General features: G+C 42.7%; 20 protein-coding genes. 9 read left to right on the forward strand and 11 right to left on the reverse strand.

Going from position 1 to position 24737, the window contains the following annotated elements; all coding sequences use genetic code 11:
• Window positions 1-2: 2 nt before the first annotated feature.
• The 5 genes from L0M98_RS21035 to L0M98_RS21055 form a co-directional block, all read right to left on the reverse strand.
• Window positions 3-1265: a nucleotide sugar dehydrogenase gene (locus L0M98_RS21035; protein ID WP_227217704.1), complete on the reverse strand. Its 1263-nt coding sequence runs from the start codon at window positions 1263-1265 to the stop codon at window positions 3-5.
• 33 nt (window positions 1266-1298) lie between these two features.
• Entirely contained in the window at window positions 1299-2273 is a 975-nt protein-coding gene (locus L0M98_RS21040; RefSeq protein WP_227217705.1) for an SDR family oxidoreductase, read from the reverse strand.
• 6 nt (window positions 2274-2279) lie between these two features.
• A complete protein-coding gene (locus L0M98_RS21045) occupies window positions 2280-4208 on the reverse strand; it encodes a polysaccharide biosynthesis protein (protein WP_227217706.1) in 1929 nt (642 codons plus the stop codon).
• 114 nt (window positions 4209-4322) lie between these two features.
• A complete protein-coding gene (locus L0M98_RS21050) occupies window positions 4323-5087 on the reverse strand; it encodes a hypothetical protein (RefSeq protein WP_099290778.1) in 765 nt (254 codons plus the stop codon).
• A gap of 107 nt (window positions 5088-5194) precedes the next feature.
• Window positions 5195-5716 (reverse strand): UpxY family transcription antiterminator, encoded by a 522-nt coding sequence (locus L0M98_RS21055; protein WP_099290779.1) that lies wholly within the window; start codon window positions 5714-5716, stop codon window positions 5195-5197.
• A 758-nt stretch (window positions 5717-6474) separates the two neighbouring features.
• Here L0M98_RS21055 and L0M98_RS21060 point away from each other — a divergent pair.
• Window positions 6475-7365 carry a LysR family transcriptional regulator gene (locus tag L0M98_RS21060; protein WP_186977102.1) on the forward strand — a complete coding sequence of 297 codons (891 nt, stop codon included), beginning with the start codon at window positions 6475-6477 and terminating at the stop codon, window positions 7363-7365.
• Between the two features lie 31 nt (window positions 7366-7396).
• On the opposite strand, the gene L0M98_RS21065 is transcribed toward L0M98_RS21060, so the two are convergent.
• Window positions 7397-7735: a hypothetical protein gene (locus tag L0M98_RS21065; RefSeq protein WP_227217707.1), complete on the reverse strand. Its 339-nt coding sequence runs from the start codon at window positions 7733-7735 to the stop codon at window positions 7397-7399.
• Between the two features lie 267 nt (window positions 7736-8002).
• Between L0M98_RS21065 and L0M98_RS21070 the strand changes: the two genes are divergently transcribed.
• The 8 genes from L0M98_RS21070 (at window position 8003) to L0M98_RS21105 (ending at window position 14690) form a co-directional block, all read left to right on the forward strand.
• Window positions 8003-8944 (forward strand): YeiH family protein, encoded by a 942-nt coding sequence (locus L0M98_RS21070; protein WP_099290781.1) that lies wholly within the window; start codon window positions 8003-8005, stop codon window positions 8942-8944.
• A 193-nt stretch (window positions 8945-9137) separates the two neighbouring features.
• Window positions 9138-10283: a COG1470 family protein gene (locus L0M98_RS21075; RefSeq protein ID WP_186977161.1), complete on the forward strand. Its 1146-nt coding sequence runs from the start codon at window positions 9138-9140 to the stop codon at window positions 10281-10283.
• A gap of 3 nt (window positions 10284-10286) precedes the next feature.
• On the forward strand, window positions 10287-11027 hold the full coding sequence (locus L0M98_RS21080) for an ABC transporter ATP-binding protein (RefSeq protein ID WP_186977110.1): 741 nt from the start codon (window positions 10287-10289) through the stop codon (window positions 11025-11027).
• Window positions 11020-11976, forward strand: coding sequence for an ABC transporter permease (locus L0M98_RS21085; protein WP_099290784.1), 957 nt, complete (start codon window positions 11020-11022; stop codon window positions 11974-11976). The genes L0M98_RS21080 and L0M98_RS21085 overlap by 8 nt, the downstream gene beginning before the upstream one ends.
• A 137-nt stretch (window positions 11977-12113) precedes the next feature.
• Window positions 12114-12779, forward strand: coding sequence for a MotA/TolQ/ExbB proton channel family protein (locus L0M98_RS21090; protein ID WP_227217708.1), 666 nt, complete (start codon window positions 12114-12116; stop codon window positions 12777-12779).
• Window positions 12780-12809: 30 nt separating this feature from the next.
• Entirely contained in the window at window positions 12810-13202 is a 393-nt protein-coding gene (locus L0M98_RS21095; protein ID WP_099290786.1) for an ExbD/TolR family protein, read from the forward strand.
• 175 nt (window positions 13203-13377) lie between these two features.
• Window positions 13378-14043, forward strand: coding sequence for a DUF4136 domain-containing protein (locus L0M98_RS21100; protein ID WP_099290787.1), 666 nt, complete (start codon window positions 13378-13380; stop codon window positions 14041-14043).
• A 38-nt stretch (window positions 14044-14081) separates the two neighbouring features.
• Window positions 14082-14690 (forward strand): outer membrane beta-barrel protein, encoded by a 609-nt coding sequence (locus tag L0M98_RS21105; RefSeq protein ID WP_227217709.1) that lies wholly within the window; start codon window positions 14082-14084, stop codon window positions 14688-14690.
• 72 nt (window positions 14691-14762) lie between these two features.
• Here L0M98_RS21105 and L0M98_RS21110 read toward each other — a convergent pair whose 3' ends face one another.
• The 5 genes from L0M98_RS21110 to L0M98_RS21130 all read right to left on the reverse strand — a co-directional run bounded on the left by L0M98_RS21110 (window position 14763) and on the right by L0M98_RS21130 (window position 24553).
• Window positions 14763-15497, reverse strand: a complete 735-nt coding sequence (locus L0M98_RS21110; protein WP_186977114.1) for a LytR/AlgR family response regulator transcription factor — start codon at window positions 15495-15497, stop codon at window positions 14763-14765.
• Window positions 15498-15669: 172 nt separating this feature from the next.
• Complete coding sequence (locus L0M98_RS21115; protein WP_227217710.1) at window positions 15670-17013, reverse strand: RagB/SusD family nutrient uptake outer membrane protein; 1344 nt, start codon at window positions 17011-17013, stop codon at window positions 15670-15672.
• 11 nt (window positions 17014-17024) lie between these two features.
• Window positions 17025-20342, reverse strand: coding sequence for a SusC/RagA family TonB-linked outer membrane protein (locus tag L0M98_RS21120; protein WP_186977119.1), 3318 nt, complete (start codon window positions 20340-20342; stop codon window positions 17025-17027).
• 37 nt (window positions 20343-20379) lie between these two features.
• Window positions 20380-22953, reverse strand: a complete 2574-nt coding sequence (locus tag L0M98_RS21125) for a zinc-dependent metalloprotease (RefSeq protein ID WP_099290792.1) — start codon at window positions 22951-22953, stop codon at window positions 20380-20382.
• Between the two features lie 124 nt (window positions 22954-23077).
• Window positions 23078-24553: a histidine kinase gene (locus L0M98_RS21130; RefSeq protein ID WP_176554946.1), complete on the reverse strand. Its 1476-nt coding sequence runs from the start codon at window positions 24551-24553 to the stop codon at window positions 23078-23080.
• Window positions 24554-24737 lie beyond the last annotated feature (184 nt).

Genomic DNA, 24737 nt, shown 5'->3' on the forward strand with positions numbered 1-24737 from the left:
AATTACAATCGCCCATTCACGATTTCTTTCGGTAAAAATCCCTTAACATCAAAAATCACATGACTTTCTTTCATCAAAGAAAGCACATCCAAATCACTAAATTTACTATGCGCCACAGCCAATATCGCACCATCTGCTTTTGTTTCCGGTAATTTATCTACAACCTCTATCCCGTACTCTTTTTTAACAATCTCTGGACTAGCCCAAGGGTCATACACCGTGATATTAAGATTATATTCTCGCAAAGCATAATAAATATCAATAACCTTAGTATTGCGTACATCTGGACAATTTTCCTTGAATGTAAAACCTAAGATCAAGATATCTGAACCTAACACCTGAATCCCTTTCTTCAACATCAATTTAATAAGCTCATTAGCCACATACTCACCCATACTATCATTCATCCTTCTTCCTGCTAAAATAATTTCAGGGTTATAACCATGGCGCTGAGCGCATTGCGCTAAATAATAAGGATCTACCCCTATACAGTGCCCCCCTACAAGCCCCGGATTGAATGGTAAAAAATTCCACTTGGTAGATGCTGCCTTTAACACATCTTGCGTATCGATTCCCAGTTTATTAAAAATCTTAGATAACTCATTCACGAAAGCTATATTTATATCCCGTTGAGAATTCTCAATCACCTTAGCTGCCTCTGCCACTTTCATCGAGGGAGCCAAATGCGTACCAGCAATAATAACTGAAGCATAAATCTCATCTACTTTCTTTCCTATTTCAAGCGTGGAACCGGAAGTCACCTTCTTAATTTTCTCCACTGTATGTAACTTATCTCCCGGATTAATTCGCTCTGGACTATAACCTGCAAAAAAATCTTTATTAAACTTCAAACCGGAAACTTTTTCAACCACAGGAATACACTCTTCCTCCGTTACTCCTGGATACACGGTCGATTCATACACAACGATATCCCCTTTAGAGATTACTTTTCCCACTGTTGTACTAGCTCCATACAAAGGAGTTAAATCCGGAGTATTATTCTCGTCTACCGGAGTTGGTACCGCTACCACGTAAAAATTGCATTCCTTGATCTCTTCTATATCTGCCGTACACTTAAATCCGTTTTTTATAGCCTCTTGCAATAGTTCATCCGAGACTTCCAACGTTGCATCATGTCCCGCCATCAGAGCCGTTACACGAGCTCGATTCATGTCAAAGCCTATCGTTTCATATTTTGTCGAGAATAAACGAGCAAGAGGCAATCCCACGTACCCCAACCCGATCACGCATATTTTCGTTTCCATGAAAAAATCTATATTTATTATAACAACTAAATTCTACTTCAAATTTTCCCAATACCACGTCACCGCTTCTTCCAACCCGGCCTTCATATTAAATTTAGGATCATAACCTAATAATTTCTTAGCTTTCTCAACGCTAGCCAAAGAATGAGAAATATCGCCCACTCGATTCGGCCCGTGGGTCACCTCAATTCCTGCTATTTCAGCATCAAATTCAGAAAGATATTCCCGCAAATAACTTACTAGTTGATTCAATGTAGTACGTTCCCCATAAGCAGTATTATAAATTTGATTCACAGCTTCCACATTCTCTGTAGACAAGGCAAGCAAATTCATCTGTATAACATTATCGATATACGTGAAATCACGGCTGTATTCGCCATCTCCATTAATATTAGGGGCTTCATGGTTTATGAATTTTTTCACGAACAAAGGAATTACCGCTGCATACGCACCATTTGGATCTTGCCGACGACCAAAAACATTGAAATATCGTAATCCGATATACTCAATATCATATGTCCGAGCAAAAACGTCAGCATACAATTCATCCACATATTTCGTAATAGCATAAGGCGATAATGGTTTACCTATAACTTCTTCAACTTTGGGAAGCACTTGGCTGTCTCCATAAGTTGAAGAACTAGCTGCAAAAACAAAACGTTTAATACCCGCATCTCGAGAAGCAACCAACATGTTCATAAATCCTCCGATATTCACATCGTTTGTCGTAACAGGATCTTTTATCGAACGAGGTACAGAACCGAGGGCTGCCTCGTGAAGTACGTATTCCATTCCTTCCACCGCTTTACAACAATCTTCCATATTACGAATATCCCCCACAATCAACTTGAACCTAGTCGGGTATTTTTCAATCAAAGGCAACAAGTTCTCAATATGTCCTGTCGCAAAGTTATCCAAACAAGTTACGACATCACCCCTTTCGAGTAACGCTTCACAAAGATTAGAACCGATAAACCCTGCACCTCCAGTAACTAATACTTTTATCATAAACTCTTACTTTATTTCAATTTTATCCAATACTTCGTACACCGAATTCCTCGACTTGAACTCTTGCACAATCCGCTTCATCAAACGGACTGTCTTATCTACTTCCACCGCCAGCGCCAACTCTGCCAATTTATCGTAAGCCCACAACACCTCATCCCGCTCATAGGTTCTTACTTTAGCCACCCGTATTTTACTATTTCCCGTCGGAATCGTGTTTTCCTCGTTACTCAACACTTCCTCGTACAACTTCTCCCCGGGACGTAAGCCGATAAACTTGATCTTAATATCTTCCCCCGGAATATACCCGGCTAATCGAATCATTCTTTCAGCCAAATCAACAATTTTCACAGGTTCTCCCATGTCAAAAACGAAAATTTGGTTTCCTGTACTCATCATCGCCGCCTCCATCACTAACCGACATGCCTCCGGAATCGTCATAAAGAAACGTGTGATTCTCGGGTCTGTCACTGTAACCGGGCCACCTTGTTCTATTTGTTTTCGAAAATACGGGATTACACTACCGTTACTACCCAGTACGTTCCCAAAGCGAGTTGTCACGAATCTCGTTTTCCCTTTAACTTTCCCCCTCTCCATAGCCAAACCCAAACTTTGCACGTAAATCTCAGCGAGTCGTTTCGAGGCTCCCATCACGTTTGTCGGGTTAACCGCCTTGTCTGTTGAAATCATCACCATCATCTCCACACCATACTCCACGCAAAAATCTGCAACCAATCTTGAACCCACCACATTAACACGAACTGCCTCACAAGGGTTTTCTTCCATCAGCGGTACATGTTTGTATGCAGCCGCATGAAATACCACTTGTGGGTGAAACATGACGAAAGCCATCCGCAATCGTTCCTTTTGACGAACATCCCCAATAAAAGGTGTAAACTTCAAATTCGGAAAATTTCTCTCCAACTCCAGACGTAATTCATGCATCGGGGTTTCGGCGTTATCAAATAAAACCAAACGACTAATTCCAAGCGTTGCCAACTGGCGACATAATTCGCTACCGATACTCCCCGCTGCTCCTGTCACCAACACTACTTTCCCGGTAAAACTTTCCGCTAATTCCACGGTGTTTATTTTAATCTCTTCTCTCCCCAATAAATCTTCTATCCGTATTTCCCGGATTACAGTTTTCTTCAAGCCATCTCCCAATACATCTATTGGCGGAGATACAAAATTCTTTACTCCATTATTCTGGCAAAAACGAACTAACCTATCCTTTTCCCGACGAGCCTCTTCGTGAGAAGGAAATAGAAGTCCATTTATATTGTATTTCTTCACGAATCGAACAAAATTTTGCTCGTCTTTGAAATAATAAACTGGTAACTCCGATATCGCGTAAGACTTTAAACATTTGTCCGAATTCACAAATCCCACCACGTGATAATGTTTACTGGAAAGCATCCTTTTCTTCAACGCCACGCTTTTATTCTCCGTTCCATACACTAGAACTCTTGTTTTACTTGTGCTATACCGGGATATCGCTAGATCATAAACTAATACAAGAGTAACCCTAAAACCTATCAAAACAACAGTCGTGACCAAAAAATCAATTAAAAAACAAGCAAACGCATGATGTTCGAATAATTGCAAACTGGAAAAGACAACCAATCCCAGTAAAAAGAATTCTTTTAACAAGATGGCAATCCCCATCTTTCCAATACTTTTTATCGTTGCGTGGCGAATAATATTTTTATTCACCCCCAACGTTTGGAATACAATCATACTCACGAAAAATGCTCCTGCTATCACTATAAAATAAGTACTTCTTGTAAGATCAACAATGAAGTTGTCTACAAAAAGAAGAGTAACAAACGAGCTACCGATAGATAACAGCACGTCCAACAAGAGGATTGCCCAATAATTTACATATTTCTTCCTCTCACAGAAACGATTACAAATCTCGTGAATCGAATATTTCATCTATAAACACAAACTAAATTCGGCTCTTTGATTTCCGGCAAATATCATAAAAGAAGCGTCCCCTCCGGTATAATAGCTTGATCCGGCATAGAAGTACCGTCGAGGGTGACGCTGTTACCGGGGGTTGCGTAACCCGGCATATCTCTCGTTGTAAGCGGCGAACTCCCGCTTTGCAAGTATATTAAACACTTTTATTGTAACATCAAAACCATTCTCCCGCGATTGCAGGAATCGTTTGACAATCTCCTCCTCCTCTTGCCTCACGGTGATAACCAAACGCGCACGCTCTTCCCCCAGACGCGTATGTTCTTCCAACGGCAACATCATCGCCCCGACCGCGTCATCATACAGGCAAATGGCATCCCACCAAGACAACAACATTTCACGATTTCCACCCCGCGTATACCCCAACGCCTCTGTCACCAATCGCCCGGCAAGTTCTCCACACTCCTCGTCCCCGGCAAAATAATAACAGTTGCACAACAAACGGCAAATATTCGGCGTGCGACAAGGCAACGCAATCTTGCCGTTCCCCCGTGCCGAGAGAATCCGGTACGCCGCATCCAAACCGTTTTTCAAGTAACTCAAGTCCGAGTACACCTGGTAGACATCCATCTTGTCCGCTGCATAACCCGCCCGGGTATCCACAGAAATATCATCGTTTTGCAACTGCCCGGGATACAAGTGAACGATCGATTTCGCTCGCTCGTGAATAATACCGGGAGTTCCAAAATCACGCTCCAGCCACGGGTACACCCGTACCATAGAGTACACCGTCAGGTAACCGTGTAACAAGCCCGACAATCGTGCCGGGGGATACGACCGGAGATCAAGGTTGTCCAATTGCTTGTACAAATCGTGAAATAAACCTTTTTCCATTTGTATTTTTTGATTTACGATTTTAGATTTATGATTTCAATTGTACTTGTTGACACTTTTTTCAATCGCAAATCGTGATTCATAAATCTTAAATTAATCCATTTGTTTTACTCTATTTTTTCCAAGAATGAACCCGGGATATAAGACGTGGCGATCGATGCCACTCCTTCCAAGCGGATTACCACCCGTTTGTGCCCTCTCAAACGCACCAATTCGCCTTCCAGTCCCTGTAACGGACCTTTGATCACCCGAACCCGGTCTCCTCGCTTGAGGTCTTTATTCAATATCTCGATGCCGGCAGGCGAGAAATCCAGCAGGAACATGAAATCTTCCATTTGCTTGTCAGGAACGATCAAAGAACAATGCCCTTCTATATCTTTCAAGTAAACGATATTCAGTGAACACTCGTTGATCAGGGAGAAACTCGTCACCTTGTCCGTGTGGATAAAAATCAACCCATGAATCAAAAGCACGCGGATCATCTTGCGACCCAACGGGGTTTCCCGCACTTGTTCTTCCAGCGGGAGGAAATTCTCTATTCCCAGTTCGTCCAGTTTTTTCTTGATCAATAATTCCTGGTTCACTCGCGTGTAAGCGACATACCAGTGTAGTTGTTTCTCCTTGATCATGTAATTATTTATTCACCTTCTTTACAAACGTTTTTTTGATACTTCGGCAATTCCGCGGGATGAGCCGACCGGACGCGCTTCGCGCACTAACCCTCTCACCGGTTTTGATTTATTGCCATGTGTTTCACGCACCCCACTTAAACAGTGCTATGTATTATAGACGCACGAAAGCTGTTTCGCAAAACGATATTTTATATCAGAAAACGATCATTTAATGATATTAACAATATTAATATTCACTTTTATGTACACACAAGTGTAAACACCTAATTACGAGAGTCAAAAAAAAATCTAATAAAAGTATTGCGATACTCAAAATTGATGTATATTTGCACCGCATCAAACGATCGTTTAAAAATATCACATAACAATCTTATACTCAACTCCAAAACTCCACCACATCACTGTTTTGCCCCATTGACGATTAATACTACTCTTTTTAACATCATCCCGTTTTCTCTTCCACCAATACCTATAGAAGACCCATTGTAATTATACCCAAATAATACCGTAATCATACCCCTCCTTCGTTCTTCCTCCGTTTATCCTCTGAACATCCTATAATCTTTCATATAGAAACACTGGAGCAGAACTACTCGAACATCAGCCCTATAAACTTATTACCTTGGGTTCTCGGTAGGATTGCATTGGGTCTTCTATGGGTGCAAATATGAAATATCAACTAAAATTAATACCTTCGCCGGGAATATAACTTTCGAGGGAACACCGAATTCTCTCGGAACTAAAACAAAAAAAGAATGCTGGATCACAAACTCACTATATTCTACCACACGGCAAAACATCTGAACACCACGAAAGCGGCTGAAATTTTACGGATTTCCCAACCGGCAGTGTCCAAAAGTATCAAAGAACTGGAACGGGAAATGGGACTAACCCTTTTTGAACGGGAAAAAGGAAGATTGGCACTTACCCCTGCCGGGAAATACCTGCTGGAACAAAGCGAAGACCTTATCGAACGGGAACGCGCGATCACGTTCAACCTGCAACACATGAAAGAAGAGTTTTCCGGCACGCTCCATATCGGGGCAAGCACCACGCTCTCGCAATACATCCTACCCGAACTTCTGGCCCAGTTTCGAGAACGTTACCCCCAGATAAAAATCAACTTGATTAGCGGCAACACGGATCAGATCGAACAGGAACTCCTCAACCGGAATATTCAACTCGCGTTCATCGAGGGAACACCTTCACAACCGGATATTCATTACATACCTTTCCTGAAAGATGAAATCGTACTGGTAACCTCATCCAAAAACACAACGTGGGATTCAATTACCAAGGCACAATTGCAAGAACTGAAATTCGTGGTGCGCGAGAAAGGTTCGGGTACTTACAACATCATCCAAAGACACCTCTCCGACGCCGGAATTGCAATCAATGACCTCAACCAACAAATGGTAATCGGAAGCACGGAAGGCATCAAACAATACTTGAAATACTCGGATTGCTATGCCTTGGTTTCTATTTTCTCCATTCGAGATGAATTAGCTTGCGGGATGCTCAAGATCGTCGACATGGACGACCTCGAGATCACCCGAACCCTTTACGCCATCCACAAACAGGGACAAATAGACTCTTATGCCGAATTGCTGCTGAGATTCTGCGAACAACGCAAGAAAATCTTATGATTCAGTGATTGAAGAATCACCCCATCGGCAATCACTGGCTCCTTGAATCTTTGAATTGTTTCGGGCAGAAAAGATAGACCAGAAAACTACACACGAGTATAATGATCCCCGTGGTCACGAACAAATTCCCTATTCCGACCAGCGGGGACACAAGGCTCCCGAACAAAAATTGGAAGAAACCAAGTATTGCCGAGGCACATCCCGAGTTCGTTCTCTCCAAATCCAGAGCAAGCGAAGTTGTCGGTGGCATAATCGTCCCGAAACACAAGGCAAGCAACACGAACATCCCTTCCACCACGATAAAAGATAATTCCATAATCAACGCCGCTGCCGTGAAAACACTAAGTAACAGAAAAACTTTCGTCATCATCGACAATACCTTCTGTTCATTCCGAAAGAAAGAAACCAGTACACTCCCGATCATAATACAAAAAGCATTCGCCCCGAAACACAGGCTACAACCAATCCTATCTGTCCCGTTACTTCAAAAGGCACACGGGTAAGAATCCGGTTGATTACCGGGATAAAAAGAGTGCCCCCTCTACTATATCTTTAAGTAATACCCTCTGAATATTTTTTATTTCCAAAATTCATAGATTTAGAAGAATTTTGCACCGAACAAAATATTAAATAGATCATGAGCAAAATTCAACTGAACAAAAATCAAAAAGAAGTACTCTTCATCGTAGCGATGTTTCTTGTACCATTTCTTGATCCGGGCTTTGCCCTCTTATTAGGTCTGATTTTATCACTGACGATCGGACACCCATTCCTGTCCATTAATAGTCGTGTCACCCATATACTTTTACAAATATCCGTTGTCGGCCTCGGTTTCGGCATGAATGTAGGTCAAGCTATTGAAGCCGGAAAAACAGGAATCCTTTTCACGATCGTTTCCATCGTGGTCACCATCGGTCTGGGACTTTTCTTCACTCGTAAACTACGGGTGGCAAAGGATACCGGCTTTTTGGTTTCCGGGGGTACCGCCATTTGCGGGGGAAGCGCCATCGCGGCTCTGGCTCCCGTTATCAATGCAAAGGACAAAGATATCACAGTCGCCATGGGAACGATCTTCATGTTAAACGCCGTGGCTCTATTCATATTCCCGCCTCTCGGACGTTGGTTGGAAATGAACGATCATCAATTCGGTTATTGGTGCGCTATTGCCATCCATGACACGAGTTCTGTAGTAGGTGCAGCCAAAACATTTAGCAACGAAGCATTGGTTATCGCTACCACAACCAAACTGATCCGGGCATTGTGGATCATACCCGTATCGCTCATTGCCGCATTCTTTTACAACAAAGGAACAAACAAAAAATCAAAAATTTCGATTCCTTATTTCATCTTCTTGTATGTCATTGCCATGATTGTTGCAACCTACACCCCACAATGGAATCATCTCTACACGGAAATCGTCAGCTTTGCCAAAGTGGGAATGTTGTTTACCCTGTTCTTGATCGGTGCCGGACTTTCTAAAGATACGATCAAACAAGTCGGCTTCAAACCCATCTTGTTGGGTATCATACTATGGATTTGTATCAGCATCTTGTCTGCTAGCGTAATTCTACTTCTCTGATTATTACGTTCATTTTTTCATTATACATAAAAAGGCTGCCTAAAAAATAAATAGACAGCCTTTTTTATATTATCATGACCTCTCTATAAACTTTTTTCTAATCTTTTAAAATTATATAATACACATAGTAATTAAATTTGTCAGCAATGTATTGAGAATCATATCAAAATATCTAACGAAATTTTTTATGACAATGCGTGCAAATTATTTAAATCTATTACTCGTCCTGCTCGCGGGATTTCTTCCCCTCAGTATGCAGGCAGCAGAACCCGAAAAAAAGGTGATTCTGTACACTCCCTACACGAAAATAGCCGTGCCGCCGGGAGAATCTGTAAACTACAACATTGACGTCATCAACAACGGTGACGAAGTGAAAAACGCCGACATTACCATCAAGGGAATGCCCCGGGGATGGAAGTACGAGATCAAAGCCGGAACATGGACTGTGAACCAACTTTCCGTCCTCCCGAAAGAGAAGAAAAACTTCTCCCTGAAAGTGGATATTCCGTTAAAGGTAAACAAAGGCACTTACCGTTTTTCCGTCATGGCGGAAGGATTAGGCGAACTCCCTTTGAGTATCACGGTCTCGAAACAGGGTACTTACCAAACGGATTTCACCACGAACCAACCCAACATGCAAGGAAATTCGAAGTCGACATTCACGTTTAATGCCACGCTGAAAAACCAAACGGCGGACCAGCAACTTTACGCCCTTATGGCACAAGCCCCCCGGGGATGGAATGTGGTCTTCAAGGCAAATTACAAACAAGCAACTTCCGCTCAAGTGGAACCGAATGCTACCCAAAACATCACGATCGATATCAATCCGCCTGCCAATGTTGAAGCAGGGACATACAAAATTCCCGTTCGCGCGGCAACCAGCACGACTTCCGCGGACATGGAACTCGAGGTTGTGATCACGGGGACTTACCAAATGGAACTGACTACTCCCCGCGGGTTACTCAGCACGGAAATCACGGCGGGGGACACGAAACGAATCGACTTGGTAATCAAAAACACGGGATCGGCAGAATTGAAAGACATTCAACTCTCTGCCAATAAACCGGTAGATTGGGAAGTCACGTTCGAGCCGACAAAAATAGACCGCCTGAAAGCCGGGGAAACGGCTAATGCTGTCGCTGTCGTGAAAGCATCCAAAAAAGCTTTACCGGGAGATTACGTCACCAAAATATCTGCCAAAACACCGGAAGTCAATTCAACGGCAGATTTCCGTATTGCAGTAAGAACACCTATGATCTGGGGCTGGATGGGTGTATTAGTCATCCTGATCGCGTTGGGATGCGTGTACTTCCTATTCCGCAAATATGGAAGGAGGTAAATCATGGACGAACCCATTATCGAACTTCATGATTTAACGAAACAATACGGGAAATTCACGGCAGTGGATCATATCAACCTCACCGTGCACAAGGGAGAGATCTTCGGGATACTGGGACCGAACGGAGCCGGAAAATCCACGACAATATTGATGATGCTCGGGTTGACCGACCCTACATCCGGAGACGTGAAAGTATGCGGCATCAACTCCACCCGCAACCCCATACAAGTACGGGAGAAGGTTGGCTATCTCCCCGAAGACGTGGGTTTCTACGATGACATGACCGGTATCGAAAACCTGCTCTACACGGCTCGCCTCAATCGTATCGACGAGAAAGAAGCCCGAACAAAAGCACAAGAATTACTTGAACGGGTAGGATTACCCCTCGACACGAAAAAAAAGGCAGGGAAATACTCCCGCGGTATGCGCCAACGTCTTGGCTTAGCCGATGTACTGATCAAGAAACCGGAAGTCATCATTCTCGATGAACCCACGTCCGGTATCGATCCTGCCGGAGTTCAAGAATTTATGGATCTCATCCGGCAACTGAGGGATGAGCACGGGCTGACCGTACTTTTCTCGTCCCACCATCTGGATCAAGTACAACAAATTTGCGACCGGGTAGGGTTGTTCGGGGCGGGAAAACTTCTGGCAGAAGTGAACATCGCCGAATTGCAAACCGAGGAACACGGGTTGGAAAACATGTATAACCGTTATTTCGGAGGAGGAAAAAGCCATGAGTAGAATACAACGTCCATTCTGGGTTATCGTCCGTAAAGAAGTGGCCGACCATGTCAGAAGTTGGCGTTTCATTATATTGATAGCCATCATCGCCCTGACTTGCATGGGTTCGCTCTACACGGCACTGACCAATATAGGGGCAGCGATAAAACCCAACGATCCCGACGGTTCGTTTCTTTTCTTGAAACTATTCACCGTGTCTGACGGGACATTACCCTCTTTCGTGATTTTTATCAGTTTTTTGGGACCACTACTCGGGATAGCTCTGGGTTTTGACGCCATCAATTCCGAGCAAAACAAGGGAACACTGAGTCGGGTTTTATCCCAACCGATACATCGGGATTACTTGATTAACGCCAAATTCACGGGAGCCTTGATCGTTATCGGGGTCATGCTGTTCGCACTGGCATTCATGGTGATGGGATTCGGGTTGATCGCCATCGGGATTCCCCCGACAGCAGAAGAATTCCTACGTATTATATGTTTCATCGGGGTAAGTATCGTGTACGTGGCATTTTGGTTGAACCTGTCGATTTTCTTCTCGATCAAATTCAAACAAGCTGCCACTTCCGCCTTGGCATGCATCGCGGTATGGTTATTTTTCAGCGTTTTCTATAACATGATTGTCAATCTGGTCGGAAAAGCCATCAGCCCCTCGGCAATGGCAAGCACGTACCAAGTTATCAGTTACCAGAGATTCATGCTCAACCTGTTGCGTTTTGCCCCAAGTATGCTTTTCAACGAGGCAACCACCACGTTATTGATGCCCTCGGTAAGAAGCTTGGGACCGCTAACCATGGAACAAGTACACGGCGCTATCCCCAGCCCGCTACCACTCGGGCAGAGCTTGATGGTCGTCTGGCCACAACTCACGGGACTGATCGCCGCTACCGTGATCTGCTTCGCGTTATCATACGCCTCATTCATGAGAAAAGAAATCAGATCGAGATAAAAATTAGGGAGAGTCGAAAAGACTCTCCCTCTAGTTCATAAAGTTTATAAGGTTCATAAAGTTTATAACCTTATAAACTCATTTTCTTGCAGGTTCACAAAAACAACATTATCTTCGCACGACAAAATAAAGAATACATGGTGTACACAACATTTATAATCCTTGCAGCCCCGGCAACGAACACGGACATGAGCCTGTGGGGGATGGTCGTAAAAGGCGGTTGGCTGATGATCCCGATTTTCATTCTATCCATCATAGCCATTTACATCGCGTGTGAACGTTATTGGTTATTCCGCAAGACGGGTATAAACGATGTCGCGTTCATGCAAAAAATCAAGGAATATATCCAAAACGATAACACGAAAGCCGTGCTTACCGAATGTGAAGCGGAAGCAAGCCCTTTATCAAAGACAATAGCCAAAGGTATCGTCATGCAGGGAGAAGCCCCGAGTGAAATACGCCAAGCCATGGAAGAAACCGCCAACTATGAAGTAGCCCTTTTGGAAAAAGGCTTACCCACGCTGGCAACCTGTGCCGGAGTCGCACCCATGATCGGGTTCCTCGGAACCGTAGTCGGTATGGTGCAAGCCTTCTATGACATGTCAATGGCAGGAAGTAACATCGATATCACCCTCCTGTCCCGCGGTATTTACACGGCAATGATCACCACCGTGGCAGGACTTATCGTTGGTATCATCGGACAATTAGCTTATAATTTCTTGGTTGCAAGAATCGATAAAATCGTTCTCCGTATAGAACACCACTCCTCCGAGTTTATCAATCTTTGCCTCCGAAAGAAATAATTCTCAATTATAAATTCTCAATTATAAATCGTGGCAATCAAACGCAAAAGTAAAATCAACCCGAACTTCAACATGTCGTCCATGACCGACATCGTATTTTTACTGCTGATCTTTTTCATGGTTTCGTCCACGTTGATCAACCCCAACGCCCTAAGGTTGCTATTACCTCAAAGTACAAACCAAACCTCCGACAGACCGATTGTTGTCGTTTCTATTGATAAAAATTATACTTTTTACCTGAACGAAAAGGTCATCCCGTTCTCCATGCTCGAACGCCGATTAGTGGAAGAACTAAAAGAACAGGAAGATCCCTGTATCTCTCTGCAAGCCGACAAATCAGTGCCTCTAGAACAAATCGTGAAAGTAATGAACATCGCGAAAGACCATAAATACCGCTTGATCTTAGCTACTACCCCAGAATAGGTTATCTTTAAAATCAACGTAAAAAAATAAATTGGCGAAGCTGAAACCTATCGCCCGCGTCGGCGTATACAACCTCACACAAGCGATCAAGAACTTGATACTCATCGCTTGTAATGATTATCTCGTTGTAGATAAAATATATTAGCAACAATTGTTAAACTAAAACTAACACAGTATGAAACGTTTACTTTTTTTATCATGCATCGGACTGTTCGCACAGTTTCTGGTCTCATGTTACCCGGGAGGCGCAGACACAGTGAAGGAGATGGATGTTGCCATAACCAATTATGACAAGAGCGCAGACTTCACCAAGTACACTACATTCTCACTTCCCGATACGATCGTTTATTTCGTGGCTCAAGGAGAAACACCGAATCACACTTACGATCCGCAAATCTTACAACTGGTAAAAGACAATTTCACTCAGCTAGGTTACACCTACATCGACCCGCAAAGCGAAAGTGATGAACAACCGAGTTTCATTGTCACCGTATCAGCTTTCTCTAACGTGAATTATTATTACGGGAACGACTACTGGTACAACTACTGGGGTTGGTATCCGGGTTGGGACTGGATTTGGGGTCCGACTTGGGGACCGGGTTGGGGACCTTCTTACCCGTGGTATCCTGTTGCCGTGTACTCTTACAGAAGTGGTTCTATCGTGATCGATATGATCGCCGCGGACCAAACCGCCCCGACAAGCGCAAACAAGAAAATCCCGGTACTCTGGAGTGGTGTTGCCGACGGCTTGTTACAAGGCTCTGCCCAATCTATTCTTGACAGGATGGAATCAACCATCGACCAATGCTTCGTTCAATCACCGTATTTGAAAAAGCAATAGAGTAGATCACTAATTGTCAATTTAAAATTCAAACGATTATGAGAAAGTTATTAATTATATCGCTTATACTATTCGGGTTAAGCCCATTGGTAAAAGGACAGATGCTGAACTTGAACTACCAGATGTCTGCCCCGTTTGGCAAAATGCACGATTTTGCGAGTAAAATGAGTTTCAGAGGTATGGACCTCGAGTACCATCAATTCTTGGGAGAAAGATTCTCTGTCGGAGGTATGATCGGCTGGAACACCTACTACAAAGATAAAGGAAAAATGAGTGGTAACTTCAAATTCAAAGGTAGCAGCGACATTCACACCATCACCGGTTATCAATACCGCTACGTCAATACAGTGCCCATCATGGCTATCGGGCGTTACTGGTTCACGGATCAAAACAGTACATTCAGACCTTATTTCGGTTTAGGTGTCGGAACAAGCTGGACGGAAATGAAACTGGACGTGGGACAATTCAGCTCCACGAACTCCAAATGGCAATTCGCCTTCGCTCCTGAAATAGGTACTATCATCCCGGTAAACGATCAGTTTGCGTTCAACATAGGGGCTAAATACACTTACGGCACGAAAGCCGGAAAAGTAGAAGCCATGCAAAACTTCACGATTAGCGTGGGTATCGTATTCATGGGAAATTAAAACAAATAAAAACAACTGGGTAATCAATAGGGACGAGGCTGTGTTCACGATGGACACAGCCTTTTTTCGTTATTATTGGTTCAACCATTGCTTGAACTCCTGTATCCGTTCGGAACTCACGATTGCCTCTATTCCGCTCGGCGGCAAGGGTGACAAAATAATTTTTATCCTACTATTGGAATACTTCACCATCTCCTTGATAGCATCATAGCTGATAATAAACTTCCGGTTAATCTTGAAAAACCGCGTGGGATTCAACTTCGACTCGATCCCGCTAATCGTCTGGTCAAGGATAAAATTCTGTCCGTCCCGGGTAAAAAGTACCAGATACTTCCCGTCCGCCATAAAATAAGCCACGTCACCTATCGCCACGGACTTCATCTTCGTTCCCACGGTGACTAAAAAGCGTTCTTGATACACCGTCAACGAAGCAGCCGGGAAAGGTGCATTCGTGGCGGAAAGCGAATCCAGTTTACTCAACGCATTCATCAACTCATCCTTGTCAAACGGCTTCAAAATATAATCTATCCCTTGATATTTAAACGCCTTCAACGCGTACTCGTCATACGCCGTGATAAAAATCACCGGAACCGTGATCTCCACCTGTTCAAAAATATCAAAACTCTGCCCGTCCCCCAGATGAATATCCATAAAAATCACATCCACCTTATTCTTCCTCAACCATTTCACGCTCTCGCTCACCGAATCCAACTTCGCCAAAATAGCAACATCCGGAGCCACCTCCCCCAACAACCTCTCCAATTCCGATGCCGCAAGATACTCGTCTTCAATGATAACTGCATTCATAAGCTATTTTTGATAAATACCCATCAGGTTATATCCCCGATTCCATATCCACAAAAATAGAGAAAAAATTTATAAAATACACATTTCTATTTACCAACAAAATCCCACACGGTCATATTACATAACCATGCGGGATTTCCAACTACTAACCTAAACCTAATTGCTACTCGGATTAATTTCTCAAATCCGGGTTATTCTCTGTGGCTTCTCGCGGTAATGAAATCGTATAACGAGGATCATCTTTCATCAATGTGGCTGACTGCACTGTCTCCTTATCATCCGTGTAAACTTTTACTATTTCAGGACGATTTGTACGCCGCAAATCAAACCAACGATGTCCTCCTTCTAGTGCCAACTCTCTAGCACGTTCATTCATAATCTCGACAAGTAATTCCTCGCTTGACATACGATCTATCGTTTCAGCCCGCTCTAAATAATAATCCTTTTTCAAGCGTGTCTTCAACAATTCTTTCAAACGTGTTTTCGCTTGTTCCAATTTTCCTTCCACGTGAACTGCTGCTTCTGCCGCAATCAAATAAATTTCTGCAGAACGAATGGATACTTTATAATTTGAATTTTCGCCTCCCTTTGTAGGCTCATATTTTCCACCATCTCCGAGAGTAAAATTCATATCAAAACGATAATCATTTTCTGCATTATATTTCTCTTGCAATGTAGGAAGAAGTTGTGAATATTTTGATATATCCCTACTTCCCCATTCTTCTAGACACAGGATCGCTTCATGCGATTTAATATTATAAGGTTCCATTGCAGCCCCACTTGTCATATCTTCTAATGGACAAGTAGGAAGCAATTCCTCTGCCAAATTCATGGCATTTTCCCACTCTTGATGGTAAAGCCTTACACGAGCCTCGAATGCTTTAGCCGATTTCTTGGAAAAACGGTATAAAATTGAAGATTCTTGTTCATCAACTGTTAATAATCTCTGCCCTTCTGCAATATCCGCAAATATTTGCTCATATACCTTCTCAACCGTCGCCCGAGTATAAGATTGCTCTATATCTATCTTCAAGGCAAGCGGAATACCTTTATCCGTCGCAGCCGTAGCTATATTATAGGGAATTCCATAAAGATTCAATAAATCAAAATGCATGTATGCCCGCAACAAATAAGCCTCTCCCAATATCTGCTCCCGAGAATCATCTTGCGTATCAACTTCTGCATCCATCACATCCGCAATAACACTATTCGCATAAAAAATAGCTTTATACGGAGTACTCCACGGGTAGGAAGCCATCATGTTCACCGAATTATCATTCCAAATTGCAAAATCGATCAACTGTGCATAAGCATCTTCCGTTCCAATTGGAATAACTTCATCTGAACGGAAAGCTAATAAATATTTATAACTAGATACTGTATTGTAACCGGAGGTTAGCAATGCACGAAATTCAGTAACCTTCTCTGGTATCACCTTACCAACAGGTTTCACGTCCAAATAATCGCAAGACGCAAAAAGGGTAAATAAACTGATTATATATATTATTTTTTTCATGATTATCTATCTTAAAATGATACATCTAAACCTACGGAGAATGTCTTGGCAAGAGGCTGCGTATATATATTTCCCCAAGTTTCGGGATCAAAATACCCTTTGTAGCTTGATGCAACCACGAAAGGATTCCGAGCCTCAAAACTAATTCGAGCTGAACTGATTCTCAATTTATCGGTAAGTTCACGCGGGAAAGTATATCCCAAACGGATACTACTTATTCTCCAGTAACTCATATCTTTGTACCAATAATCATAGTTTTTAAACGAGTTACCAGAATCCACTCCGTTTACCCATTGATAGTAATTCACGTAACGCATATTATCATACATCGCATAACTTACCAATGCCGGATATTTCCCGGTGGTATTGGAAGAAGACCAAATCTCTGATACACGTTTCGAGTAATTCTGCCCCGGAGATGTTTCGCTCGGAGAATAAAAAGGTGTTTCCTGCATAGTCTGGTCAATCACAAAACTTGAACTCACAGTGAGGTCAAAATTCTTATAATAGAAACGATTAATCCAACCTCCCGTGAATTTAGGCTCACTCGTTCCCGCATATTCAAAAAGATCTCTATACTCCGCATTCGTCAATCCCATCGTGGGTAAACCGATTCCCCATTCATCCGTTAAACTGAAAAGAGTTTCAAAATTCACTTTATCCCCACTTTTCGTGTAAAACATCGGAAGACCGTCTTCATCCAAACCGGCTGTTCTCAACTTAAAAAGAGCGCCGACAGAATGTCCCTCAAGAGAAGGAGTCCATGAATTATCGGCTACTTGAATCTTATCGACATTACTCTTATTACTTGCGATATTAAAATCCATCACCCAACGGAAATCCTGTGTCTTGATGTTCACTGTTGATATTGCGAACTCAAACCCCTTGTTCGTCAACTCAGCCCAGTTCATAGTAGAAGTGGCAAACCCATTTTCATAAGGTAAAGACCTCATTCCTATTAAATCGACACTCTTTCGATGATAAATATCAACATTAAAAGAAACACGATTATTAAAAACAGCCATATCCAAACCAAGATTCCAGTTTTTCGTTTTTTCCCAACGCAAATTTTGATTAGGAGGAGTAGATACTGTAATCGAAGATTCTGAATTTCCTGGTAACACAGTTGAAGTCGTCCAATCACCCACTACATAAGGCGATGTATTTTTATCAATATTCCCTTGTAGACCATAAGATACACGCAACTTCAAATCATTCAACCACTCGGCATCTTTCATGAACTCCTCTCTATTTATATTCCATGCAGCTGAAGCAGACCAAAGTGGTAAATATTTATATTTTCGAGCCACACCAAATAAATTGGAACCATCAAAACGCATACTTCCAAAAAAAGTATAACGATTATCGTAAGTATACGAACCTGTCAAATAATAAGATAAATAACGATCTTGGGTCTCGGTTTTCAAGTATTGCTGATATTTAGAAGAATTTATCGTAGAAGTACTCAATCCATTCGGAAAAACAATAGGTTGCGTTGTCAATGCCCGAGAATCAAAACCAAATCCTTTCGTGTGCACACTTGTATTCTTATTTCCACGCATTTCAAACCCAGCCATAAAATTCACGGCATGACGTTCTGCGAAAACATGGCTAAACTCACCTTGTATCTTCCACTGGTATTGTGACATATCAGCTGCCCAATTCTGAATGATTCCACCTTTAGGTAAAAAAGACTCCGAATTATACATCGCATCTTGTCTATATTTCCGCGTGAAATAAGTATTTTCATCAGCAAATTTTTCGGTCTTGGAATCCTCCAATTGCATATAAAATTGCGTGGTTAAAGAAAGGAAACTCCAAGGTTTGTAATTCAGCGTTATCATCGGTTTGAAAGCTAAATTCTTCAACCAATAATCTGTATTTTCCCGTTCTTCAATTAAATTGAACTCTAGATAAGCATCATCCAACCCTTTAATATCTTGATCATAGACATAATTTCCATTTTCATCTCGAACATTCAAATAAGGATTCACGCTCCGCGTATAATAGGAAGGATTCGTGAAAGAATCTGAATCTGTAATATAACTTTTCCGCTTACTATGAGACATAAATAAAGAAAGCCCTAATTTCAAATTATCTCTCAAATCAAAATCTGTCTTCATTGTCCCCGTAAAGCGTTCGAATCCCGTACCTATCGTAGTTCCTTCTTCATTATAATAACCAACAGAAGCATAATAACGTGCATTCTCTGCTCCTCCAGATACACTCAGATTATATTGTTGGTTCACTGCATTTTGATACACCAAATCTCCCCAATCAGAACCACTCGTACGCAATGCATTAATTTCAGATTGTGAATCAGTGGACAAAGCACTAAAACCACCTTCTTGAAAAGCAGATAGCTCTCCCTTGCTAGAAAGAATACGAGCAACACTACCATAATTGCTACGATACACTAAATTTGGATCACTTGCCATTCTCAATTCAAAATCAACCTTCTCCGAAGCATTCATTAAATTCAACTTCCCAAGATCCGGTTTAGTCGTCACGAACATCGCCGCCGAAGCATTTACACGCATCTTTCCAGCTTTTCCTTTTTTCGTTGTAACTACAATTACTCCGTTTGCAGCACGAGCACCATAAATCGCAGTAGCGGCAGCATCCTTCAAAATAGTAATATCTTCAATATCCGCCGGATTCACTCCTGCAATAGAAGTATTATACAGATTATCAATATTATCTTTGTCACCAAAGTTTGTTGGGATATCATTCCCTTCCAGAATCATACCGTCCAATACCCACAACGGATCAGTACTACCACTCAAAGAAACCGTACTACGAATACGCATCTTATTCGGAGCTCCGGGGGCTCCGTTTGTCGGAATGGATGTCATACCGGCAATTTGCCCCTCCAACAACTGATCTATACTTGCGACACCGATTCGTTTGATATCATCCATCTTCACTGTCTGGATAGAAGAAGTAACTTTCCGTTTCTCTATCTGCTGATACCCGGTCACCACCACTTCTTCCAATTGCTCCTGATCCGGTTGCAAAAGCACTTTAAACTCCGTTTTCTTGGAGATATCCAGTTTCAAGGGTTTATAGCCGATAAAACTAATTACCACGTAATTTACGGCTTTAGGCACTTTCAATTCAAAATTCCCATCGATATCCGTGATTGTTCCTTTAGGCCCTAAATTCTTGGATTCGGGGGCATCCGGATCAATAACCACTGTCGCGCCAATCAAAGTCTCGTTCGTAACGGAGTCCATTACCACGCCCTTAATTGTTCGGTAATCTCCCTCGTTTTGAGCGAGCAACCAAAGCGGACAGAATAACGCCATTAATAATAAAATCTTTCTCATGTTCATTTGTTTACTTCGTATGTTAAAGGTATAATAATTATCTCATGTTCAAAGCTTCCTTGATACGGATGATCAAATCTTCATAATGATTTCTCGTCTCAACGTCGCCCGTGTTTCGCTTACTTTCCGCCAATTTCAAGACTTTCAACAACTCACCTCTCTTCACGGATACCGCCTCGGAAACCCGTCCCATAGAAGTGAAATGTAAAACTCTCAATTGAGCGTCTTCTCTAGGTTCTATTTTAAATGCCGCTTCTTTTGACGCGAAGCAACATGTATTAGAATTATTGTGCAAAGCCTTTTTCGTTGTTTTCTCCACGGCTTTATTGGAGCTTACAATGATGGCATCGATAAAATTCTTCTGTGTCATTCTTTCATAAAGGGACAGATTCTTTCCCGCATTAGAACTAGCAAATATAACATTGTGAATATCCGCGAACATCTCCTCAGGCGTGTAACACTTGGTGCGACCCAACGTGGCCTCAGCATCAAACATACGCATCAGACGTTCATCTTTCAACAAATTATAAAACGTAGCGTACTGCATTTCCCGGGCTACCGTGTAAGGAGAATACTCTACCCCCATTTGTATCGGGTAACTCTTCTTCCATACATCTGCCCCGAACAACCAATCCGGCACGATAAAGACTTCATCAATCAAGTATTTCACGCTCTCCTTCTGTCTTTCCCTCGGAACGGGGACATAACGGTCCTCGGCACTTCCCATCACCGGATTGTTTATATATATTCCTCCCACGTTTGCCGTCACGTGTCCGGCATACATCTTCCATTGATTAATCACCGCCATCAACAACCTGCCGGCTTGTGTAAAGCCTTCACCTTCCTCTTCCGTCCATGCCACGATATTCGGCACGATACGTTTCAAGTTCATAATCCCGTAACGATTCGCTTTCACGACATCATCCCCAAGGTCTTCATCCTGTGACCGCGGATCAATCGGGTCTTTCGGGTCTTGTTGCTCCCCGTACCAGTACATCGGGTCACCCTCGTGTTCGCGAATCCAACCGTTCAATACAGGCAATTCCTCTTGCGGAGTCTTCGTGTCCAACCAACGATAAGCCCAATTAATGGCAAACTTATCATACACCCCGATCTTCGGCGTTATATCCACCACCCCGTCTCCCGGTTGTGCCACGTAATTAAAACGGGCATAGTCCATGATAGAACTTGCCGTCCCCCCCATCTTGGAAGTAAAACTCGGGGATCTTAGAGAATCCGTGGGGAATGACCATGAAGCACCCATGTTGTGTTTCAACCCGAAAGTATGCCCTACCTCGTGGGAAGACACGAAACGAATAGCACTTGCCATATGCTCGTCGCTCAATTTATTCCCCCGTGCTCTCGGGTCTATCGGTCCCGTTTGCACCTGTATCCATGAATGAAGCAACGACATCACGTTATGCCACCATACCACGTCAGCCTCGATAATCTCTCCGGAACGAGGATCGACCACAGAGGGCCCCATGGCGTTCGCTTGCTCAGACGCCGCGTAGGTAATGACAGAATAACGAACATCATCAATGTCGAAATCTTCATCACCTTCCGGGACATCCTTCGCGATAACAGCGTTTTTGAAACCGGCTGCCTCGAATGCGGCCTGCCAATCCAATACTCCTGCTTTAATCTCTTCCCTCCATTGTTTGGGGGTCGAGGGATCGATATAAAACACGATAGGTTTAACAGGCTCTACCACCTCTCCTCTACTATATTTCTCTACATCTTCCGGTTTCGGTTCCAACCGCCAGCGGTGAACGAACTCCCGTTTCTCTACTTTTTGCTGAGCATCATTAAAATAAGCATGTTCCGTCGTGAAAAAACCTACACGGTTATCAGCGAAACGCGGCTTCATCGGTTTCTCCGGCAATAATACCAGATTCGTCGTCGTCTCCACTGTCAAAGGGACAGCCACGCCACCATCCACCACAGATGTCGTCATCAGCGATTTCACCACCACGTTAGACGGGAACACTTTCACACTCAATATCTTTGATAAATCTTTCTTTATAGTTCCCCCTAAAGAAATACTATTATATACATCATTAAAACTCTTCTCGCTTCCGTCAAAAATCTTGTTTACTTTGATTACCACGGACGTGGAATCTTTCCCGTAAGCCTCTATCGGGAAATACTCGATCACCGACTCCCGGTAATTCGCCTTTACCGACTCCGCTATTGCGTCACCTTCCGGGGCACTCACTCTGGGGTTGTACGTCGTCACCCAAACCTTATTCAATTGCTCGTCTTTGTAAAAACGTACCAGTTTATCGTCATATTCCATTCCCCTGTTCAACCCCGCATCATTCAACTCGTAAGGCACTCCCGACACTTTATTCACGATCAAAAGATCACGTCCCATTAATGAATCGGCGATCTCAAAATAGTAATCATTCTCGACCGTCAGAATCTTGATCATTCCTTCGGCCACCTTTGCCTTTTTTACTAAATCACCATAAGTATCCTTCTTGGCGACTTCCGTTTTTTCTTTAGACTCATTCTTCTTTTGTCTTTCACGGGAATATCCCGTCATGGAAAGCAACAATAACGCGATGATTACTGTCACACCTAAGATTAATGTCTTTGTTTTTGCCATACTTTATTTATTCGTTAAATCTGTCTAACTCTTTGATGCTATACAATATTAAAACAGATTTCGCTGAATAAAAATAAAAGTGGAGTGAACCCCCGAAAAAACGGAGTGAAGATTCGATTTTTAGTTATAAACCATTTTTCAAAAGAGGTAATCGACACACGTAATAACCATTTTGACAACCACATACGAATTTTTCCGGGGAATAGAACTCGTAAATGGTACGAATCCGCTCGAAACCTACGCCCATAGAGGCCTCGCTGGATTCCCCTCTTGGCTGGTAATTGTTTTCCACGATCAACCAATCACCTTCATCGTGTATATTAATATGTAACGGATTCTGAATCGTGACCAGATTATGCTTTATCGCATTTTCCACGAGCATTTGTAAACTCATGGAAGGTATTTTTGCCTCCAGAGAGAGGGGCGATACTTGAATCGTCAAATCCAGTTGTTCCCCGAACCGTATTTTTTGCAGGAAATAATATTGCCGTGTAAAGTCAATCTCTTCCTTTACCGTTGATAAACTCTCGTTTCTCGTTTCCAATAAATAACGATACACCTTGGATAATTTCAACACGAACTCTTTCGCCAAAGTCGAATCCGTTCCGATCAAAACGCTCAACGAGTTCAAAGAATTAAACAAGAAATGAGGGTTAATCTGATTCTTCAACTGTTGCAAATGCAATTCCATGGATTCCCGCTCTATTTTACGCCTTAGGCGATACTCCTTCCGCCATTTATGCTGGGCAAAGAAAAGCAACACGGCAAATATTATAATCGTCATCAAAGCGATCATTAACGTGTATCTATGGAACTCGTCCAAAATCTCTTTATTCCCGTACTGGGGCACGTTCACGGCAATCACCCATTTCTCTTCCCCTATCGTCAACGGGTAATAAATGCGGAGCACCTGAGAAGATAGAAAGACAGAATGCACCATCATTTCCAACTCGTGCTTCGTTTTCAACACCTCTCTCAGCGTATCCAATTCTTCCCGTGGAAAAGGAGATGTACCTAACAATCTCTCGTCAGGATGAGAAAGCAATATCCCTTGTTCATTCACGATAAACACGTAACTGGAAACTTTTCCGCTCGCCTCGGCAAAGTAAGAATGTAAATCCGTCAACAGAATATCAAAACCGAAAAGAGCCCTCCGGGATGCCGTCGGTTCTATCGCCTCTATCGTCGACCAGTAAATCTTACCTTCTTCCGTGTACGTCCCGCTATAATGATGCCCTTTCATTGTATCCAACAAGGTATACATATATTTTAATTCCACTCCCGAGAGTTTCAACCGATGAAACTCATAGCTATTGCGTTCCAATACACGCAAGGAATCTTTTGTACCTCTGAAAAACCACGTTCGACTTATTTTCGGATCCAACTGCAACATAGTCTGCATGAGAGAAACTAAATCAACCTCATTATATGACTCCGTTCGCCCAAAAAATTCTCTTGCCAAACGCTGTAATTCTTCTGTTTTCCGGAATTCATAAGCCACGGACTCCGCCCGATAACGGGATGCTTCCCGAACGTTCGCGTTATTCATATCATTACCGACATCACTGATCTTCTTACCGATCAAGTATATCGCTACCATAAATAACGCTAACAGGATTAAACCTATCGATATTATATTCGTCCGTATTCTCATCACGACAAAGATAGATAAACAATTGAAATACTATCCCTAGCACCATAAAAAAAAGAGCGACTCGTTTGAATCGCTCTTCTCTAAATCTGGCATCGACCTACTCTCCCACCTCTCGGCAGTACCATCGGCG

Source organism: Butyricimonas sp. DFI.6.44 (genome assembly GCF_022132345.1).
GTDB lineage: Bacteria > Bacteroidota > Bacteroidia > Bacteroidales > Marinifilaceae > Butyricimonas > Butyricimonas muris.

What these genes read in the sequence shown, in the direction of transcription:
- L0M98_RS21115 (WP_227217710.1), bottom strand. Translation starts at nt 17,013, where the DNA reads ATGAAAAAAATAATATATATAATCAGTTTATTTACCCTTTTTGCGTCT.
- L0M98_RS21125 (WP_099290792.1), bottom strand. Translation starts at nt 22,953, where the DNA reads ATGGCAAAAACAAAGACATTAATCTTAGGTGTGACAGTAATCATCGCG.
- L0M98_RS21035 (WP_227217704.1), bottom strand. Translation starts at nt 1,265, where the DNA reads ATGGAAACGAAAATATGCGTGATCGGGTTGGGGTACGTGGGATTGCCT.
- L0M98_RS21100 (WP_099290787.1), top strand. Translation starts at nt 13,378, where the DNA reads ATGAAACGTTTACTTTTTTTATCATGCATCGGACTGTTCGCACAGTTT.
- L0M98_RS21080 (WP_186977110.1), top strand. Translation starts at nt 10,287, where the DNA reads ATGGACGAACCCATTATCGAACTTCATGATTTAACGAAACAATACGGG.
- L0M98_RS21050 (WP_099290778.1), bottom strand. Translation starts at nt 5,087, where the DNA reads ATGGAAAAAGGTTTATTTCACGATTTGTACAAGCAATTGGACAACCTT.
- L0M98_RS21105 (WP_227217709.1), top strand. Translation starts at nt 14,082, where the DNA reads ATGAGAAAGTTATTAATTATATCGCTTATACTATTCGGGTTAAGCCCA.
- L0M98_RS21130 (WP_176554946.1), bottom strand. Translation starts at nt 24,553, where the DNA reads ATGGTAGCGATATACTTGATCGGTAAGAAGATCAGTGATGTCGGTAAT.
- L0M98_RS21055 (WP_099290779.1), bottom strand. Translation starts at nt 5,716, where the DNA reads ATGATCAAGGAGAAACAACTACACTGGTATGTCGCTTACACGCGAGTG.
- L0M98_RS21085 (WP_099290784.1), top strand. Translation starts at nt 11,020, where the DNA reads ATGAGTAGAATACAACGTCCATTCTGGGTTATCGTCCGTAAAGAAGTG.
- L0M98_RS21110 (WP_186977114.1), bottom strand. Translation starts at nt 15,497, where the DNA reads ATGAATGCAGTTATCATTGAAGACGAGTATCTTGCGGCATCGGAATTG.
- L0M98_RS21090 (WP_227217708.1), top strand. Translation starts at nt 12,114, where the DNA reads ATGGTGTACACAACATTTATAATCCTTGCAGCCCCGGCAACGAACACG.
- L0M98_RS21065 (WP_227217707.1), bottom strand. Translation starts at nt 7,735, where the DNA reads ATGATGACGAAAGTTTTTCTGTTACTTAGTGTTTTCACGGCAGCGGCG.
- L0M98_RS21060 (WP_186977102.1), top strand. Translation starts at nt 6,475, where the DNA reads ATGCTGGATCACAAACTCACTATATTCTACCACACGGCAAAACATCTG.
- L0M98_RS21040 (WP_227217705.1), bottom strand. Translation starts at nt 2,273, where the DNA reads ATGATAAAAGTATTAGTTACTGGAGGTGCAGGGTTTATCGGTTCTAAT.
- L0M98_RS21045 (WP_227217706.1), bottom strand. Translation starts at nt 4,208, where the DNA reads ATGAAATATTCGATTCACGAGATTTGTAATCGTTTCTGTGAGAGGAAG.
- L0M98_RS21070 (WP_099290781.1), top strand. Translation starts at nt 8,003, where the DNA reads ATGAGCAAAATTCAACTGAACAAAAATCAAAAAGAAGTACTCTTCATC.
- L0M98_RS21120 (WP_186977119.1), bottom strand. Translation starts at nt 20,342, where the DNA reads ATGAGAAAGATTTTATTATTAATGGCGTTATTCTGTCCGCTTTGGTTG.
- L0M98_RS21075 (WP_186977161.1), top strand. Translation starts at nt 9,138, where the DNA reads ATGCGTGCAAATTATTTAAATCTATTACTCGTCCTGCTCGCGGGATTT.